This window comes from Neptunomonas phycophila (assembly GCF_001922575.1).
Taxonomy (GTDB): Bacteria; Pseudomonadota; Gammaproteobacteria; order Pseudomonadales; family Balneatricaceae; genus Neptunomonas; species Neptunomonas phycophila.
On the sequence record NZ_MRCI01000001.1, the window covers coordinates 483139 to 497733 of the forward strand.

The window sequence follows — 14595 nt, forward strand, 5'->3', positions numbered from 1 at the left end:
GTGATGTTTTTTTGACGTTATTGTGTTTGTTGTGTCATTTTTTTGACGAGAGGTTGGGTTGGATAGAACAGCAGTTATGCAAAATATGCGGGGGCTGAGCCAAGGAAACTTAGGCATACCGCTGTTTTTGTTGGTCATCTTGGCGATGGTCATGCTGCCTATGCCTGCCTTTTTATTGGATGTTTTGTTCACATTCAATATTGCATTATCCATCGTTGTGCTTTTAGTCAGTGTCTACTCACTTAGACCGCTCGATTTTGCAGTTTTTCCGACGATCTTGCTTTTATCTACTTTAATGCGACTAGCCCTGAACGTGGCATCGACACGTGTAGTACTCATGTACGGCCATGAAGGGGGCGACGCTGCCGGTAAAGTAATCGAAGCCTTTGGCTCTGTGGTTATCGGTGGTAACTATGTCGTAGGTATTGTTGTCTTTCTTATCCTGGTCATTATTAACTTTGTCGTTGTTACCAAAGGTGCAGGGCGTATCTCAGAGGTGAGTGCGCGTTTTACGTTGGATGCTATGCCGGGTAAACAGATGGCGATTGATGCTGATTTGAATGCTGGGCTCATTAATCAAGAAGATGCCAAACAGCGGCGTCAGGATGTAACGCAAGAGGCCGACTTTTATGGGGCTATGGATGGTGCTTCTAAGTTTGTGCGGGGCGATGCTGTCGCAGGTATTTTAATTCTGGTTATTAACATTTTAGGCGGCTTGCTAATAGGCTTAATCCAGCATGACTTAAGTTTTGATGTCGCTGTTGAATATTACTCGCTGTTGACGATTGGTGATGGCTTGGTCGCTCAAATTCCTTCGCTTTTACTCTCCACGGCTGCCGCCATCATGGTGACGCGTCAAAACTCGTCTAATGATATGGGTACGCAAATCATTAGTCAGATGTTTGGTTCACCTCGTGCTTTGATAGTAACGGCCGCTATTATGATGATTATGGGTTTGGTTCCGGGTATGCCGCATGTCGCTTTTCTATCATTAGCGGCGGCTTGTGGCGGAGCTGCTTGGTTCCTGATTCGCCAAAAAGAGCGGGCGCGCGTAAAAGCCGAAGTCGAACAGCAGATGAAATCAGAACCGAAAGCCTCCGAATCGCCTGATGATGCCAAGGATCTGGACTGGTCAGATGTAATGCCCGTGGATATGGTGGGGCTTGAAGTAGGTTATCGCTTGATCCCAATGGTGGATAAGCTACAGGGTGGACAACTACTTAATCGCATAAAAGGCGTGCGCAAAAAGCTGTCGCAAGATTTAGGTTTTTTAGTACCTTCTGTTCACATTCGCGATAACTTGGATCTGATGCCTGGAGCTTATCGCATCACTTTGATGGGCGTTGTGGCAGGCGAAGCTGATATTTTTCCAGACCGTGATTTAGCGATTAATCCGGGACAAGTGTTTGGTTCGTTGAAAGGTGTTGAAGTAAAGGATCCCGCATTTGGTTTAGCAGCAACGTGGATTGAGCCTGGGCAGCGGGAGCATGCTCAAACATTAGGTTATACCGTTGTCGATGCCAGTACGGTGGTAGCAACACACTTAAACCAAATTTTACAGAATCACGCTCATGAGCTGCTAGGGCATGAAGAAGTACAGCAATTGTTGGATATGCTGGCAAAAACGTCTCCCAAGTTGGTTGAAGACCTTGTGCCTACCAAACTGTCTATTAGTGTGCTGTTGAAAGTGTTGCAAAACTTGCTCATGGAGCATGTACCGTTGAAAGACTTTCGCAGTGTGGCGGAGGCCTTATCTGATGCGGCCACTCGCACTCAAGACCCCGTTGCGTTGACGGCATCAGTTCGTGTGGCTGTCTCGCGCTTGATTATTCAAACGATTAACGGTCCAGAACCAGAAATACCTGTTGTAACGTTAGATCCTAAATTAGAACAGCTGTTATTAGGATCGGTACAGCAAAGCCAAGGCAGTGACCAAGGGCTAGCGTTGGAGCCGGGTATGGCCGAGCGTTTACAAAACTCTTTGGTTGAAGCCGCACAAAAACAAGAAATGATGGGGCAGCCTTCGATTTTATTAGTTGCTGCACCGGTGAGGCCGCTCATGGCTAAATTTGTCAGGTATAGTGAACAGACAATACATGTGCTTTCTTATCAAGAAATACCAGAGAATAAAAAGATTACTATTGTGTCCACCGTTGGTGGGCAGGCGCGATAGCATGATATTAGACACCCTGAGCACGGATGACTGAGATGAAGGTTAAACGAATATTTGCACCTGATATGAGACAAGCGATGCGCCGGGCCCGGGAAGAGATCGGTCCTGATGCTGTCATTGTTTCCAATCACCGTGTTGCGGGTGGTGTTGAAGTAGTTGCCGCTCATGAACATGAGTTTGAAGCAGCTCAAGCTGAGTTTGCTCGTGAGCAAGCCCATAAAAAAGAACGGGAAGAGCAGGCCGCGGTTCAAGCGGTTAAAACTCGCGCTGATCTAGATGAGGAGCTGCGCAGAGCACGTATGCGCATTGCTGAAGCTCAGGAGGGTGCTGGTGGTTCTAAGCCGTTGGCCGATCATGGTAGCCGTAACCGACAGATCGACCCAGACGACGAAGAGGATCTTAAAATGATTCTAGAGTCGCTAAAACCTAAGCAAGGCACAGATGCAACGCCGGCAATAAATAGGCGGGTACCTAACGATACGCTGGACTGGATGGCAGATGACGATCTAGCTGATGAGCGTTTAGAAACGACTAAGCCTGATGCTTTATCAGCTACCCGAGATCATGTTGCTATTGAGTCCATGCAAGATGAGATCAAACAACTTAAAGCCCTTTTAGAGCAGCAAATGCAAATTTCTTCCCGCAAAGTATGGGTTGAAGAGCGTAAGAGCCGCAGTGATGTGGCGAATCATTCCAATCCTAATAGCATTGAAGGGAAGCTAGCCAAGCGATTTGAACGTGTCGGGTTAGGTGCAAAATTAACCGAGCATTTAATCCACTCAGTAGACCCTAATCTAGAGTTATCAAAAGCATGGCGCTCAGCATTGTCTCGGCTGACAGAGTCTGTGCCTGTTATGAGTGAAGACTATATATCACGTGGCGGGATGATTGCTTTTGTTGGGCCGACAGGCGTGGGCAAAACAACCACTATTGGCAAGCTGGCGGCACGTTACGTATTGCAGCATGGTAGTTCAGGTTTGGCGATGGTCACGACAGATAGCTACCGTATCGCCGCACATGAGCAATTAAAGACCTTTGGTCGTATTTTGGATGTGCCAGTACGGGTAGTTGATGAACAGAACACGCTAGAGGATGTACTCGCTTCGTTGCGCGGGAAGCGTTTAGTGTTAATCGATACCGCAGGGATGAGCCAGCATGAAGGCCCTAGCTTGGCGCAAAAAGCGATGCTTGAGGGCGTGTCGGTACGGATGAAAAAGTTGTTGGTCTTGTCATGCTCAAGTCAGCGTCAAGTTTTAGACGATGCGTACGATAACTATCATAGCATTGGTTTAAATGGGTGCGTGTTAAGTAAGCTGGATGAATCAGGTAGCCTAGGAGAGGCGCTGACATTGGCTGTTGAGCGCAACCTTCCCATAGCCTATGTAACCGATGGACAAAAAGTACCCGATGACATAGAAGTTGCACAGCGCAATGATCTCGTTAGTCGTGCTGTTGTTACCGCTCAAAAAGCGCTGGAACGAGAACGCCAGCGCAGTGCGCCGGGCAGTTCCGCCCTTCCTTCCGCAAGTTGAAGTAGATGTGCACATGAATAGTCACCACCCTGTAAAAGTCATAGCCGTCACTGGCGGTAAAGGCGGCGTTGGTAAAACCAACGTATCAGTGAACTTGTCATTAGCCTTGGGCGAGATGGGTCGCAAAGCTGTGCTGATGGATGCTGATTTAGGTCTAGCCAATGTCGATATAATGTTAGGGCTAAGGCCTAAGCGTAACATTAGTGATGTGTTGGCAGGTGAGTGCCGTTTGACGGATGTGATGTTAGACGTAAACGACAATGTTCGGATCGTGCCTGCCAGTTCTGGTACACAAGCCATGACTTCATTAAGTGCTCACGAGCATGCTGAATTGATCTATGCATTTAATGATGTTGCCGATGAAATGGATGTGTTGATCATTGATACAGCGGCCGGTATATCTGATTCAGTGGTAAGCTTTGTTAGGGCGGCACAAGAGGTACTTGTTGTTGTTTGCGATGAACCAACGTCAATTACTGATGCATATGCCTTGATTAAACTACTCAATCGCGATTATCGTATGACGCGCTTTAGAGTTTTAGCGAACATGGTATACACCGATACCGAAGGTAGGAGCATGTTTAACAAGTTACTTACAGTAACTGACCGGTTCCTTGATGTAACACTTCAATACGTCGGCTCAATACCTTATGATGAGAACGTTCGCAAATCAGTACAGCGACAAGTACCTGTACTTAAAGCGTTTCCAAAGAGTAAAGCCGCATTGGCCTATAAACAGTTAGCTACCCGAGTTGACAGTTGGCCAGTGCAAAGTATGCCGAGAGGCCATTTGGAATTCTTTGTTGAACAATTGGTTCAGGGTGTTTAATTTTCGGGTCTGGAAGGGGCTCCATGTACAACCCGCAAGATACAGCGTCTAGCAATGATTTAATTCAACAGTATGCGCCGTTAGTTAAGCGTATTGCTCACCATTTAATGGGGCGTATGCCTGCGAGCGTACTGTTAGATGACCTAATACAGGCAGGTATGATTGGTTTGCTGGAGGCAGCCAAAAAATATGATGCCACCAAAGGTGCAAGTTTTGAGACCTATGCGGGTATCCGCATACGTGGTTCTATTATCGATGAGGTACGTCGTGGCGACTGGACTCCTCGTTCTGTTCACCGTAATGGTCGCCGAATAAACGAAGCTATCAAAAAAATTGAAGGAGAAACCGGAAGAGATGCTTCAGATTCTGAAATAGCGGCCGAAATGGATATTAGTGTGGCTGAGTATCATGATCTGTTGAAAGACTCTGTGGAAAGCCGGTTATTCAGTTTTGAAGAGCTCACTAGTTCAGACGGTGAAGATACACCAGGACAGCAAGTAACAGGGGATGACCTTGGGCCTAGCATCCATGGTGAGAAAAATGCTTTCAAAAGCGCCCTGGCTAATGCGATCACGACATTGCCGGAGCGAGAAAAACTGGTCTTAGCGCTCTACTACGACGAAGAACTTAACTTAAAAGAAATAGGTGAAGTTTTAGGCGTAAGCGAGTCCCGCGTGAGTCAAATTCACAGTCAAGCAGCCCACCGATTACGTGGTCGACTCAGAGATTGGCAATAAATCTTATCTCTGAGTAGCCATTTTCCAGAAAACTGGTCTAGATTTTAGTCAGGCTAATGTCACATTTAGTTTTTTGCTAGTGTGTATTTCTGAATTTGGGGGATGTTGTCTTGAAAAAAGACATTAAGATTCTTGTAGTAGATGATTTCTCTACAATGAGACGTATTATTAAAAACTTACTGCGCGATCTTGGTTTCAACAATGTTGTTGAAGCAGACGACGGTAAAACGGCCCTGCCTATTCTTCAGCAAGGCGGCATTCAATTTCTAGTGACCGATTGGAACATGCCAGGCATGACGGGAATCGATCTCGTTAAAGTAGTCCGTGCTGATCCTAACCTAAAATCAATACCCATCTTGATGGTAACTGCGGAAGCCAAGCGCGAGCAAATAATTGCAGCTGCTCAGGCTGGCGTTAATGGTTATGTTGTTAAACCATTTACGGCCGCTGTGCTGAAAGAAAAACTCGAAAAAATCTTCCAGCGTATTGATGGTTAAGCAGACCAAAGGTAGTTAGCACTATGTCCGAATCAGATATTTCAATAGGTCTGGGTAACTTTGAAGATGGGCTTCGCGCCAAGGCTGAGGAGCTTATGCTGGCCACTCAGCAGGGTGACTTAAGCTCGGCTATGAACATTATCCAAGAGCTTCAAGAGTTCCGCCATCATGCCTTTTACAATGAAGTAGGCCACTTAACGCGAGGTTTGCATGAGGCGATCAAGTCTTTTTCGGCCTCAGTGGATGTCGAACAATTCAGTAACATTGACCCTGGTGGTTCTATTCCCATCATGGAAGATGCGACTGAGCGCCTTAATTATGTCATTGAGCTGACAGAAAAAACGGCTCATGAAACCATGGATAGAGTCGATAAGTCTCTATTGTTGGTTTCCAGGATGGATGATCAGACTGACAGATTTAAAAACCTTTTGTCTCTCGTAGGTCAGCTAGAAGGTGAGTATGAAGGTCTTCGAGGTGTGTACGATAGAACCTGTCAGTTAGAGCAAGAATCAGCCGATACTGTTTCAGAAATGCGAGAACAATTAACCGAAATACTGGTTGCCCAGAGCTCGCAGGATCTATCTGGACAGTTGATCAGAAAAGTAATAACGCTGGTAACCCAATTGGAAGCCAGCCTTGTTCATTTAGTAGAGATGGCCTCTAAAGTCGAAAGCATTAGCGGTGTTGAATCCTTAGCTAAAGAGCAAGTTCACAATAAAAAAGACCCGATTGCAGCAGAAGGTCCACAACTAGCAGGAAGAAATCCTGACGTTGCTACCTGTCAAGACGATGTTGACGATCTGCTATCGAGCTTAGGTTTTTGATTAGGAGCTTCCTATGGGTTTGGATGTAGATAACGAAATTCTTGAAGACTTTCTTGTTGAGGCGGGAGAAATTCTCGAGTTGCTATCAGAGCAATTGGTAGATCTTGAGAAAAGCCCAGACGACAAAGATTTACTAAATGCCATATTTCGAGGATTTCATACCGTAAAAGGCGGCGCAGGCTTCTTGCAGTTAGAGGCCATGGTTGAGTGTTGCCACAAAGCAGAAAACCTGTTTGATTTGCTGCGCAATGGTGAAGTAAAAATCACATCTGATTTAATGGATGTCGTTTTGCAGTCATTGGATACGCTCAACAGCATGTTTGATGATGTAAGGGGTGGCCAGTCCCCATCGCCAGCGTCACCCTCGCTATTGAGTGCTTTGCAAGCTTACTGTGAGGGGCGTGTACCTGATGCGGCCGGTAAAGCGGCCCCAGCGGCGCCTTCCCAGCCTATAGAATCTGTATCTGAACCCGCTCCGGTTGCTGCACCGAAAGCTACGCCAGCACCTGTAGCGAAACCGGCTGCCGGCTCGGCTGATGATGAATTCGATATGCTGCTCAATGATGTAGCACCCCTACAAGAGCAGCCTGTTAGTGATGATTTGATCACTGAAGATGAGTTCGAGTCTCTGTTGAACGAGCTGCATGGCGAAAACGGAGCTCCCGGTATGGAAAACGATACATCCGTCCCTCAAGTTAGCGAATCAGCCAGTTCTGATTTGATTACCGATGATGAATTCGAAAGCTTGTTAGATGATCTCCAAGCTCAAGGTCAAGGCGCTTTTGCTCAAAGTGAAGCGCCTAGTGAGGAAGCGCCAGCGCAACCTACAGAATCAAGCGAACCAAGTTTGCCGGTGAGCACGGCTTCGGCTCCTGCACCGCAGAAAAACAATCAAAAAGCTCCCCCTCCCGAGAGTAATGTGCGAGTCGATACGCGCTTGCTTGATAAAATTATGAACATGGTCGGTGAGCTAGTATTAGTGCGTAACCGTTTGGTGCGTTTAGGCGCATCACGCGAAGATGAAGAAATGGCAAAAGCCTTAGGCACACTGGATATGGTTACAGCTGACTTACAAATGTCAGTGATGAAAACACGTATGCAGCCGGTGAAAAAGGTCTTTGGTCGCTTCCCGCGCTTGATTCGAGACCTATCCCGTAGTTTGAAGAAGGAAATTCGTCTTGAGCTGCGAGGTGAAGAAACCGATTTAGATAAAAACTTGGTGGAAGCGTTAGCTGATCCGCTGATTCACTTAGTGCGTAACTCCGTCGATCACGGTATCGAAGCGCCAGAAGTGCGTGAAGGTGTAGGGAAACCGCGTGAAGGTCACGTATTGCTCTCTGCGGAGCAGGAAGGCGATCACATCTTGTTAGTTATTCAAGATGATGGTGCCGGCATGGACCCCGAAAAACTGCGTAAAATTGCTGTTAGTCGTGGTGTGCTGGATCAAGAAGCTGCTAACAGACTGTCTGATCAAGAATGCTTCAACTTGATTTTCCAAGCAGGGTTTTCAACCAAAACAGAAGTCTCTGACGTGTCAGGCCGAGGCGTGGGTATGGACGTGGTGAAAACCAAAATTACCCAGCTTAATGGTACGTTAAATATAGACTCTGTCATTAATCAAGGGACGCGCATAGCTATTCAAGTGCCATTAACCTTGGCGATTATGCCGACCCTAATGGTTATTTTGGAAGATCAAGCATTCGCTTTACCGTTGGTCAATGTGAATGAAATCTTCAATCTCGATTTGCGTAAAACAAACGTTGTTGATGGGCAGCAAGTTATTATCGTGCGCGACCAGGCATTACCGCTATTCCATATGAAGCGTTGGCTAGTTGAGGGGCAAGAGTCTACTGATCTACCTGAGCAAGGCCATGTGGTTATCGTAACGGTAGGTACAATGCGTGTTGGATTTGTAGTGGACCAGTTAGTGGGGCAGGAAGAAGTGGTAATTAAGCCGCTAGGTTCGATACTGCATGGTACCCCTGGATTGTCTGGTGCGACTATAACGGGCGATGGGCGTATCGCATTAATTATTGATATACCTAATCTGCTTAAAAATTACGCGTCTACCTAACTCAGTATTGGCGGGAATCTAAATGCAGCCAATCAGGGTTTTAATTGTTGATGATTCAGGCTTTTTTCGAAAGCGGATTCATGACCTAGTCGCTAAGGACGATCGTTTGATTGTGGTGGGAGCTGCTTCAAACGGTCGAGAAGCCGTTGCTAAGTGCAAGCAGCTTAAGCCTGATGTAGTGACAATGGATGTTGAAATGCCAGACATGAATGGTATTGATGCCGTCCAGATTATAATGCGCGATAGTCCCACATCTATCTTGATGTTGTCTTCTCTTACTCGTCAGGGCGCTAACATTACACTGAAGGCACTAGAGGCAGGTGCCTCTGATTTTTTAACAAAGGATATCCGTAACTGGACCTCCACTTCTAACTTGGTTCACAATGAGTTTACTGAGCGGTTGGTTAAGTTAGGTCGTCGTCGGCGATTTGAGCAAACCAGTTCGGATCAATCTATGTCGCGACCTTCCCTGTCGCGTAGGCCTACACCTACATCTTCACCTACGCATGGGCGGATAGGTGGCCCTTCTGTTAATGACGGTATATCTGCTCAGCGAGCGATCACTGCCAAAGGTGCAATGATGAATGCGGATAATCGCAAAGACGATCGTAGTGTATTACAGAGCGCAAACCACAGTGGAACCGCAGGTTCTGGTCAGCAGACGCGTGCAGCACTGGCGGTTCGTCAGGCCGCAGGAAATACAGCCGCATTCCCTAGCCAATGTCGGTTGGTCGTCATTGGAGCCTCAACTGGCGGCCCAGCGGCATTGCAAAAGATACTAAGCGAATTACCGGCTCAATTTCCCTACCCAATCATTCTCGTTCAGCACATGCCTAAAGCATTTACTAATGTTTTTGCCGCTCGTCTTAACCAGCAGTGTTCAATTACGGTGAAAGAAGCGGAAGACGGCGATAATTTGCGGCCAGGTACCGCTTATCTTGCACCGGGTGGCCATCAGTTAGTGGTTGATCCACGTCGTCCAGATCGAGTACGTGTATTAGAGAGTGATGAGCGAGTGACGTATCGCCCTAGTGTTGACATAACCTATGCGTCAGCAGCTAAAGCGCTGGGTAATCGAGTACATGCTATTATTCTAACGGGTATGGGAGCCGACGGGGCTGATGGCGCTCGCCTGCTTAAAAAGGCGGGGGCGACTATTTGGGCGCAAAATAAAGAAAGCTGCACCATCTATGGTATGCCCCAAGCCATTGTCAAATCCGGTTTGGCTGATGAAGTGTTAGATCTAAATGCAATTGGTGGATTGTTGAGCCGCGCAGGTCGACGATAAGCAGCTTTCTAACGAACTTATTGACTGTTAGCTACTTTTTAAGAATAGATCATCATAAAAAAGACATCGCGGCCGATACTATTCATCTATACTGCTGATATAAATCAGTGAGTTAATAAAAAAGTCTATCGTTTTTTTTGGGATAACCGTATGCAAGTATGGGCAATTGCAAACCAGAAAGGTGGTGTCGGTAAAACGACCACGGTCGTTTCCTTAGCAGGATTGTTGGCCGAGGTTGGATATCGCGTTTTATTGGTCGATCTAGACCCGCATGGATCACTAACCAGTTATTTCGGATACGAGCCTGATGACTTAGAGCACAGTGTTTATGATTTATTTGCGCACAGTGGCGAAGTTACCGAAAAACAAGTGGCTTCATTAATCCGCGACACCAATGTGGATAAAATCCAAATCTTACCGGCTTCTACGGCGTTAGCGACTTTAGAGCGTCGTGCGGTAGAACACGAAGGCATGGGGCTGCAAGTTGCGCGTGCTTTGCGCCACCAAAAAACCGTTTATGACTATGTTTTGATTGATAGCCCACCCGTTTTGGGTGTATTGATGGTGAATGCACTGGCGGCGTGTAATCACCTTATCATTCCGGCACAAACAGAATTTCTGGCCTTAAAAGGTCTGGAGCGTATGATCAGAACCATTAGTATGATTAATCGCGCGCGTAAGAAAAAGTTAGCTTACACGATCATTCCAACTTTTTATGATCGCCGTACACAGGCATCGGTAGGCTGTTTACGTGAGCTACATAAGCGCTATCCAGATGAGCTGGCCAGTGCAGTCGTTCCTATTGATACAAAATTTCGTAATGCCAGTATGAAAGGTGTTGTACCATCGCAACTAGATTCTAGTAGCCGTGGTGTACTGGCGTATGCGCGCTTGCTGCGCACTCTCGTTGAGCAGCAGAGGTAATATATGTCTGATAAAACAAATGACGGAAAGCAGCAAAAGGTTGTTTTTGAGTATTTAGAAGCCTTGTTGATGGAGCCAGACTCAGACGAAACGAATGATTCAGTACCTGAGGAAATTCTGGCTGCTGCAGAAGAAGAAATTTCCTTAGAGGAGGTAGACATACCTCAAGAGGCGAACACACTAATTACAGAGCCAGAGCCAGAGCCAGAGCCAGAGCCAGAGCCAGAGCCAGAGCCAGAGCCAGAGCCAGAGCCAGAGCCAGAGCCAGAGCCAGAGCCAGAGCCAGAGCCAGAGCCAGAGCCATTAGCAGCACCGGCGCCGGGCCTGTCCGTTGGGCCAGAGCTCAATTGCGTATTAGTTAATTTGGCTGGTTTGAAGTTGGCTATCCCTTTCGAATATATCGAAGGGACACTCAGCTTAGATACCTTAACTCTCAAATTAGAAAATACAGAAGAGTGGATTATTGGTAGTTTTGGAAGCTCTTTATCTTATACCCGTATCGTTGATGCAGGTTCCTGGCTTATGCCGGGCCGGTATGAATCCCACGCCTCGGATTATGCCGAGTGCGTTATCTTAGAAGGTCGCCAGTGGGCCATTGCGTGTGATGAGTTGCTAAAGTCTTTGCGTATCCCTGTGAGTGAAGTTAACTGGAACGCAAATAAAGAGTCCCGTCCGTGGTTGTTAGGGACCTATATGCCTGAGCGGTGTGCTGTAGTGGATGTGCGGGTGCTCTTAGAACAGTTTGAACAAGCGTTTCAAAACTAGCTAAACCTGATACTCTTAACATCTTGAAGTACAAGGTTAAATGATAGGATGCATTTTTGACGGATTCGGGTATCTGGCTAGCATTAGTATTGACGACGATTGTGATCTTGTTCGCAGGGCTGAGCATTGTCTTGTGGATAAGAGTAAGACGTCATGAGCGTCAATACAAAGCGCTTATTCATGTGTTGCGAAATGAGATCCGCTCGATCACGGGTGGGTCAATTGGTATGGGTAAGCGTTTAGTTGATATTGAGCATCGACTTAATATTACTGCCGAAAAACAAATAGAACTCGAAAACAGAGACCCGGGTGAGCTGGCTTACAACCAAGCAGCGAAGTTGATGGAAATGGGCGCTGATGTTGATGATTTGGTCAAAAATTGTGGTATTGGCCGCCCCGAAGCCGAGTTAATGGCGCTGTTGCACAAAGAGCTACAAAGCAATGCAGGTATCGATTACAAAAACAGTTAACCCTTACTGTTGGGGTCGGCGCTCATCTTTTTGATGTTATATGCAAAGGCGATGACTTCAGCGATCGCTCTATACAGGCTTTCTGGTATCTCATCCCCAAGTTCTAATCGAATTAATACATCTAACAGTTCAGGGTTTTGGTGAATGTGTACATCATGCTCTTGAGCTAACTCAATAATTTTCTCGGCTATGTCGCCATGACCTTTTGCAACCAGAGTCGGCGCTTTTCCTGATAGCGGGTCGTACTTTAGGGCGATCGCTGATGGCTGTTTATCCGGCGTTTTACTCATGTTTTGATATCAATCAGTTGTTTTTGGATAGGGTTAGATTGCGCCGCAATGTTGCCTTGTCGACACGTTAAACTGCTGGACTCAAACCCAAGTTGTGCCAAGCGCTGGCTGAATTCGTCGAGTTGGCCGCGTACGCGGTTCGCTGTACTAGTTTCACTACAAGCAAAGAGAGCGCTAACAGCTTGTGTACTCTCGTTTAAGCTTACATCGGCATCTATCATCCCATCCTCGCCCAGTTCAAAATGTAAACGAATACGCCATAAGGTTTCCCATTGCCCATATTCATTTTGGCTATCGCGTTGCTGTAGGCGCATTTCTACATTGTCTAATGCTTCTTGGAAGTGAACAGGAAGGTCGAGCTGGTAAAAACGTTCTGTCGTATCTGTTCTGTCTTGTCTATGTTGTACCTGAGTAATTTGTTGCTGTGTAATGCGTGACATCATGCTCTCAACCGCGCTTTTAATTGAATCGCGCTGCGCGGCCGGAAGCTGGTCTGCCATGGCATCTAACTTACCTAAAAATTGCTTCATGTCTTGATTGACTGGTTGTTGATTGGCAAGCCGATTCTCGGTAAATAATCCACCTAGCTGCAGGTTTTGACGGATAGATTGCTCAGCATCTTGGCTACCGGGTGTCACGCTAAAGAGTTGCAAAATAGACTGTATCGCTTTGTCGATTCCTGGGGCGTTTGTTTGGCTTTGCACGGATGTATTAGGTTGAGTCTGCGTGTTAGCGAGCTGCTGTAGGCTCTCTGCAAGCGGGCGTTGTACCGGCAAGCTTTCTCTCATTGTTTGACTCACCGCCTGTTGCTGGCTTGGCGTGAGTGGCATGTTATCCAGTGCTGTTGTTTTAGCGGACGGCGCTGGTGGGTTAGGCCAACTGATCGTTAATTGTTGCTGGTTTGGCCGTTCTAATGTGACTTCTTTTAGAGGCGGTAGGTTAGTGGTTGTGTGCAACTGCAGCGTTTGCCCTTTGATGTTAACGGTTAGCTGTTGGCCCGCAGGTGTTGTATAGCTTGAATTCGCTGTGTTTTGGGATGCTGGTGAAGTGGCGGTATTTCCGGGCGCTGGCTGTCCTGTCGGCGTATGAGTTGGAACAGTCGTCGCGCTGCTATTTGTTGGAGTGCTTGCCGGGGCAGTGCTTGAAGCGGAGGCCGCTGCTGTTGAGTGTGTAATGGTGGGTGGCACTGGCGAATGAGCCGTCGGAGTGCTCGCGCGAGCAACCTGAGCTGCTAGCGGCTGGGCGGGCGTTCCTGCGGAAGGAGGGGCGGCAGGTGACTGCGTTGGCCCAGTTGTGGTTGTGCTGTTTGTTGATTGCGCCGCACCGCTTGGCGAGGGTGCTGAGCCCGCTCCTGTTTGTGAGGAGTTGATCGTTTGAGATGTAGCGGGTTGCCCAGTCGGTTGAGTCGGAGCAGCCTGAGGCTGTGCTCCAGATGGAGCTTGTACAGCGCTATTGCCTGAATTAGCCGATATCGAACTGTTTACAGCTGTTGCTGTGGTTTGCTGGCTATTGGCAGCCGGTGTTGGTTGTGTACCACCAGTTTGTGCGTTGGCCGCTGTACTCGCAGCGCCATTTTGGGGAGCGGTATTAACTAGAGTCGCTGTGGCACTCGTGCTTGCTGAGGTGTTGGTTGCAAGCGGTGTTTGCTGTAAGACTGTTACGGTGGTGGATGAGCCTGCCGGTAATAGCTGGTTTAGTTGCTGGCTTAACGCTGTTGGTGTTTGGCCTGTTGTGGGTACAGGAGTGGCTGGCACACGTGTTGTGCTTGACGCAGGGTTAGGAGGTGTTTGAACTGTCGTAGTTGATGTTTGCGTTGATGAAGTGTTGGGGGCGCTTGCTTGATTTTGAATGTTAACGGTTAAATTGCCGTTATTATCGCGCGCTACGGTGACTTGGCTACCCTGCGCAATCGGTTGTCGAGTTTGTAGCTCCATCAAACGGCTTTGTGATTCAACTTTTATTTTAAAAACCTGCGGGTTTAGTTGGTCTTGCGAGACTTGTTTAACGGTCCCTTGCAAAGATTCCCCCGGATTGAGCGTTACTGCGCCCTTAGTTGTTGGGCTGCTACTATCCAATCGAGTTAAAGATTGTGGGTTAACCATTGCCATGCGTCAGGTTTCCGTTCTTATGTTACAGGCTCAGTATCAATTGATTGTGTGTGTATCGTAAATCACAGTGACGGAGATTAGCTA

The 14595-nt window shown here is 47.3% G+C and carries 13 protein-coding genes; 11 read left to right on the forward strand and 2 right to left on the reverse strand.

Annotation, left to right across the window (positions count from 1 at the left end; all coding sequences use genetic code 11):
- The first annotated feature begins 76 nt into the window (after nucleotides 1–76).
- From flhA to BS617_RS02270, 11 genes are all read left to right on the forward strand, one after another.
- Nucleotides 77–2173 (forward strand): flagellar biosynthesis protein FlhA, encoded by a 2097-nt coding sequence (gene flhA / locus BS617_RS02220; RefSeq protein WP_283159782.1) that lies wholly within the window; start codon nucleotides 77–79, stop codon nucleotides 2171–2173.
- 35 nt (nucleotides 2174–2208) lie between these two features.
- Entirely contained in the window at nucleotides 2209–3705 is a 1497-nt protein-coding gene (gene flhF / locus BS617_RS02225; protein ID WP_075171282.1) for a flagellar biosynthesis GTPase FlhF, read from the forward strand.
- Between the two features lie 13 nt (nucleotides 3706–3718).
- Nucleotides 3719–4534: a MinD/ParA family protein gene (locus tag BS617_RS02230; RefSeq protein ID WP_075171283.1), complete on the forward strand. Its 816-nt coding sequence runs from the start codon at nucleotides 3719–3721 to the stop codon at nucleotides 4532–4534.
- A 23-nt stretch (nucleotides 4535–4557) separates the two neighbouring features.
- Nucleotides 4558–5271 carry an RNA polymerase sigma factor FliA gene (locus BS617_RS02235; RefSeq protein ID WP_075171284.1) on the forward strand — a complete coding sequence of 238 codons (714 nt, stop codon included), beginning with the start codon at nucleotides 4558–4560 and terminating at the stop codon, nucleotides 5269–5271.
- Between the two features lie 110 nt (nucleotides 5272–5381).
- A complete protein-coding gene (cheY, locus tag BS617_RS02240) occupies nucleotides 5382–5768 on the forward strand; it encodes a chemotaxis response regulator CheY (RefSeq protein WP_075171285.1) in 387 nt (128 codons plus the stop codon).
- A gap of 23 nt (nucleotides 5769–5791) precedes the next feature.
- Nucleotides 5792–6592: a protein phosphatase CheZ gene (locus tag BS617_RS02245; RefSeq protein ID WP_075171286.1), complete on the forward strand. Its 801-nt coding sequence runs from the start codon at nucleotides 5792–5794 to the stop codon at nucleotides 6590–6592.
- Nucleotides 6593–6605: 13 nt separating this feature from the next.
- Nucleotides 6606–8666, forward strand: coding sequence for a chemotaxis protein CheA (locus tag BS617_RS02250; protein WP_075171287.1), 2061 nt, complete (start codon nucleotides 6606–6608; stop codon nucleotides 8664–8666).
- Between the two features lie 22 nt (nucleotides 8667–8688).
- Nucleotides 8689–9954, forward strand: coding sequence for a protein-glutamate methylesterase/protein-glutamine glutaminase (locus BS617_RS02255; RefSeq protein WP_075171288.1), 1266 nt, complete (start codon nucleotides 8689–8691; stop codon nucleotides 9952–9954).
- Nucleotides 9955–10104: 150 nt separating this feature from the next.
- Nucleotides 10105–10878, forward strand: coding sequence for a ParA family protein (locus BS617_RS02260; protein ID WP_075171289.1), 774 nt, complete (start codon nucleotides 10105–10107; stop codon nucleotides 10876–10878).
- Nucleotides 10879–10881: 3 nt separating this feature from the next.
- Nucleotides 10882–11643 (forward strand): chemotaxis protein CheW, encoded by a 762-nt coding sequence (locus BS617_RS17970; protein WP_083609901.1) that lies wholly within the window; start codon nucleotides 10882–10884, stop codon nucleotides 11641–11643.
- A gap of 56 nt (nucleotides 11644–11699) precedes the next feature.
- Nucleotides 11700–12113 (forward strand): DUF2802 domain-containing protein, encoded by a 414-nt coding sequence (locus BS617_RS02270; RefSeq protein ID WP_075171291.1) that lies wholly within the window; start codon nucleotides 11700–11702, stop codon nucleotides 12111–12113.
- Here BS617_RS02270 and BS617_RS02275 read toward each other — a convergent pair.
- A complete protein-coding gene (locus tag BS617_RS02275) occupies nucleotides 12110–12403 on the reverse strand; it encodes an EscU/YscU/HrcU family type III secretion system export apparatus switch protein (RefSeq protein WP_075171292.1) in 294 nt (97 codons plus the stop codon). The genes BS617_RS02270 and BS617_RS02275 overlap by 4 nt on opposite strands.
- On the reverse strand, nucleotides 12400–14511 hold the full coding sequence (gene fliK, locus BS617_RS02280) for a flagellar hook-length control protein FliK (RefSeq protein ID WP_075171293.1): 2112 nt from the start codon (nucleotides 14509–14511) through the stop codon (nucleotides 12400–12402). The genes BS617_RS02275 and fliK overlap by 4 nt, the downstream gene beginning before the upstream one ends.
- Between the last annotated feature and the right edge of the window lie 84 nt (nucleotides 14512–14595).

Excerpts from the sequence above, each read along its gene's own strand:
- flhA (WP_283159782.1), top strand. The coding sequence starts at position 77 with ATGCAAAATATGCGGGGGCTGAGCCAAGGAAACTTAGGCATACCGCTG.
- flhF (WP_075171282.1), top strand. The coding sequence starts at position 2,209 with ATGAAGGTTAAACGAATATTTGCACCTGATATGAGACAAGCGATGCGC.
- BS617_RS02230 (WP_075171283.1), top strand. The coding sequence starts at position 3,719 with ATGAATAGTCACCACCCTGTAAAAGTCATAGCCGTCACTGGCGGTAAA.
- BS617_RS02235 (WP_075171284.1), top strand. The coding sequence starts at position 4,558 with ATGTACAACCCGCAAGATACAGCGTCTAGCAATGATTTAATTCAACAG.
- BS617_RS02245 (WP_075171286.1), top strand. The coding sequence starts at position 5,792 with ATGTCCGAATCAGATATTTCAATAGGTCTGGGTAACTTTGAAGATGGG.
- BS617_RS02250 (WP_075171287.1), top strand. The coding sequence starts at position 6,606 with ATGGGTTTGGATGTAGATAACGAAATTCTTGAAGACTTTCTTGTTGAG.
- BS617_RS02255 (WP_075171288.1), top strand. The coding sequence starts at position 8,689 with ATGCAGCCAATCAGGGTTTTAATTGTTGATGATTCAGGCTTTTTTCGA.
- BS617_RS02260 (WP_075171289.1), top strand. The coding sequence starts at position 10,105 with ATGCAAGTATGGGCAATTGCAAACCAGAAAGGTGGTGTCGGTAAAACG.
- BS617_RS17970 (WP_083609901.1), top strand. The coding sequence starts at position 10,882 with ATGTCTGATAAAACAAATGACGGAAAGCAGCAAAAGGTTGTTTTTGAG.
- BS617_RS02275 (WP_075171292.1), bottom strand. The coding sequence starts at position 12,403 with ATGAGTAAAACGCCGGATAAACAGCCATCAGCGATCGCCCTAAAGTAC.
- fliK (WP_075171293.1), bottom strand. The coding sequence starts at position 14,511 with ATGGCAATGGTTAACCCACAATCTTTAACTCGATTGGATAGTAGCAGC.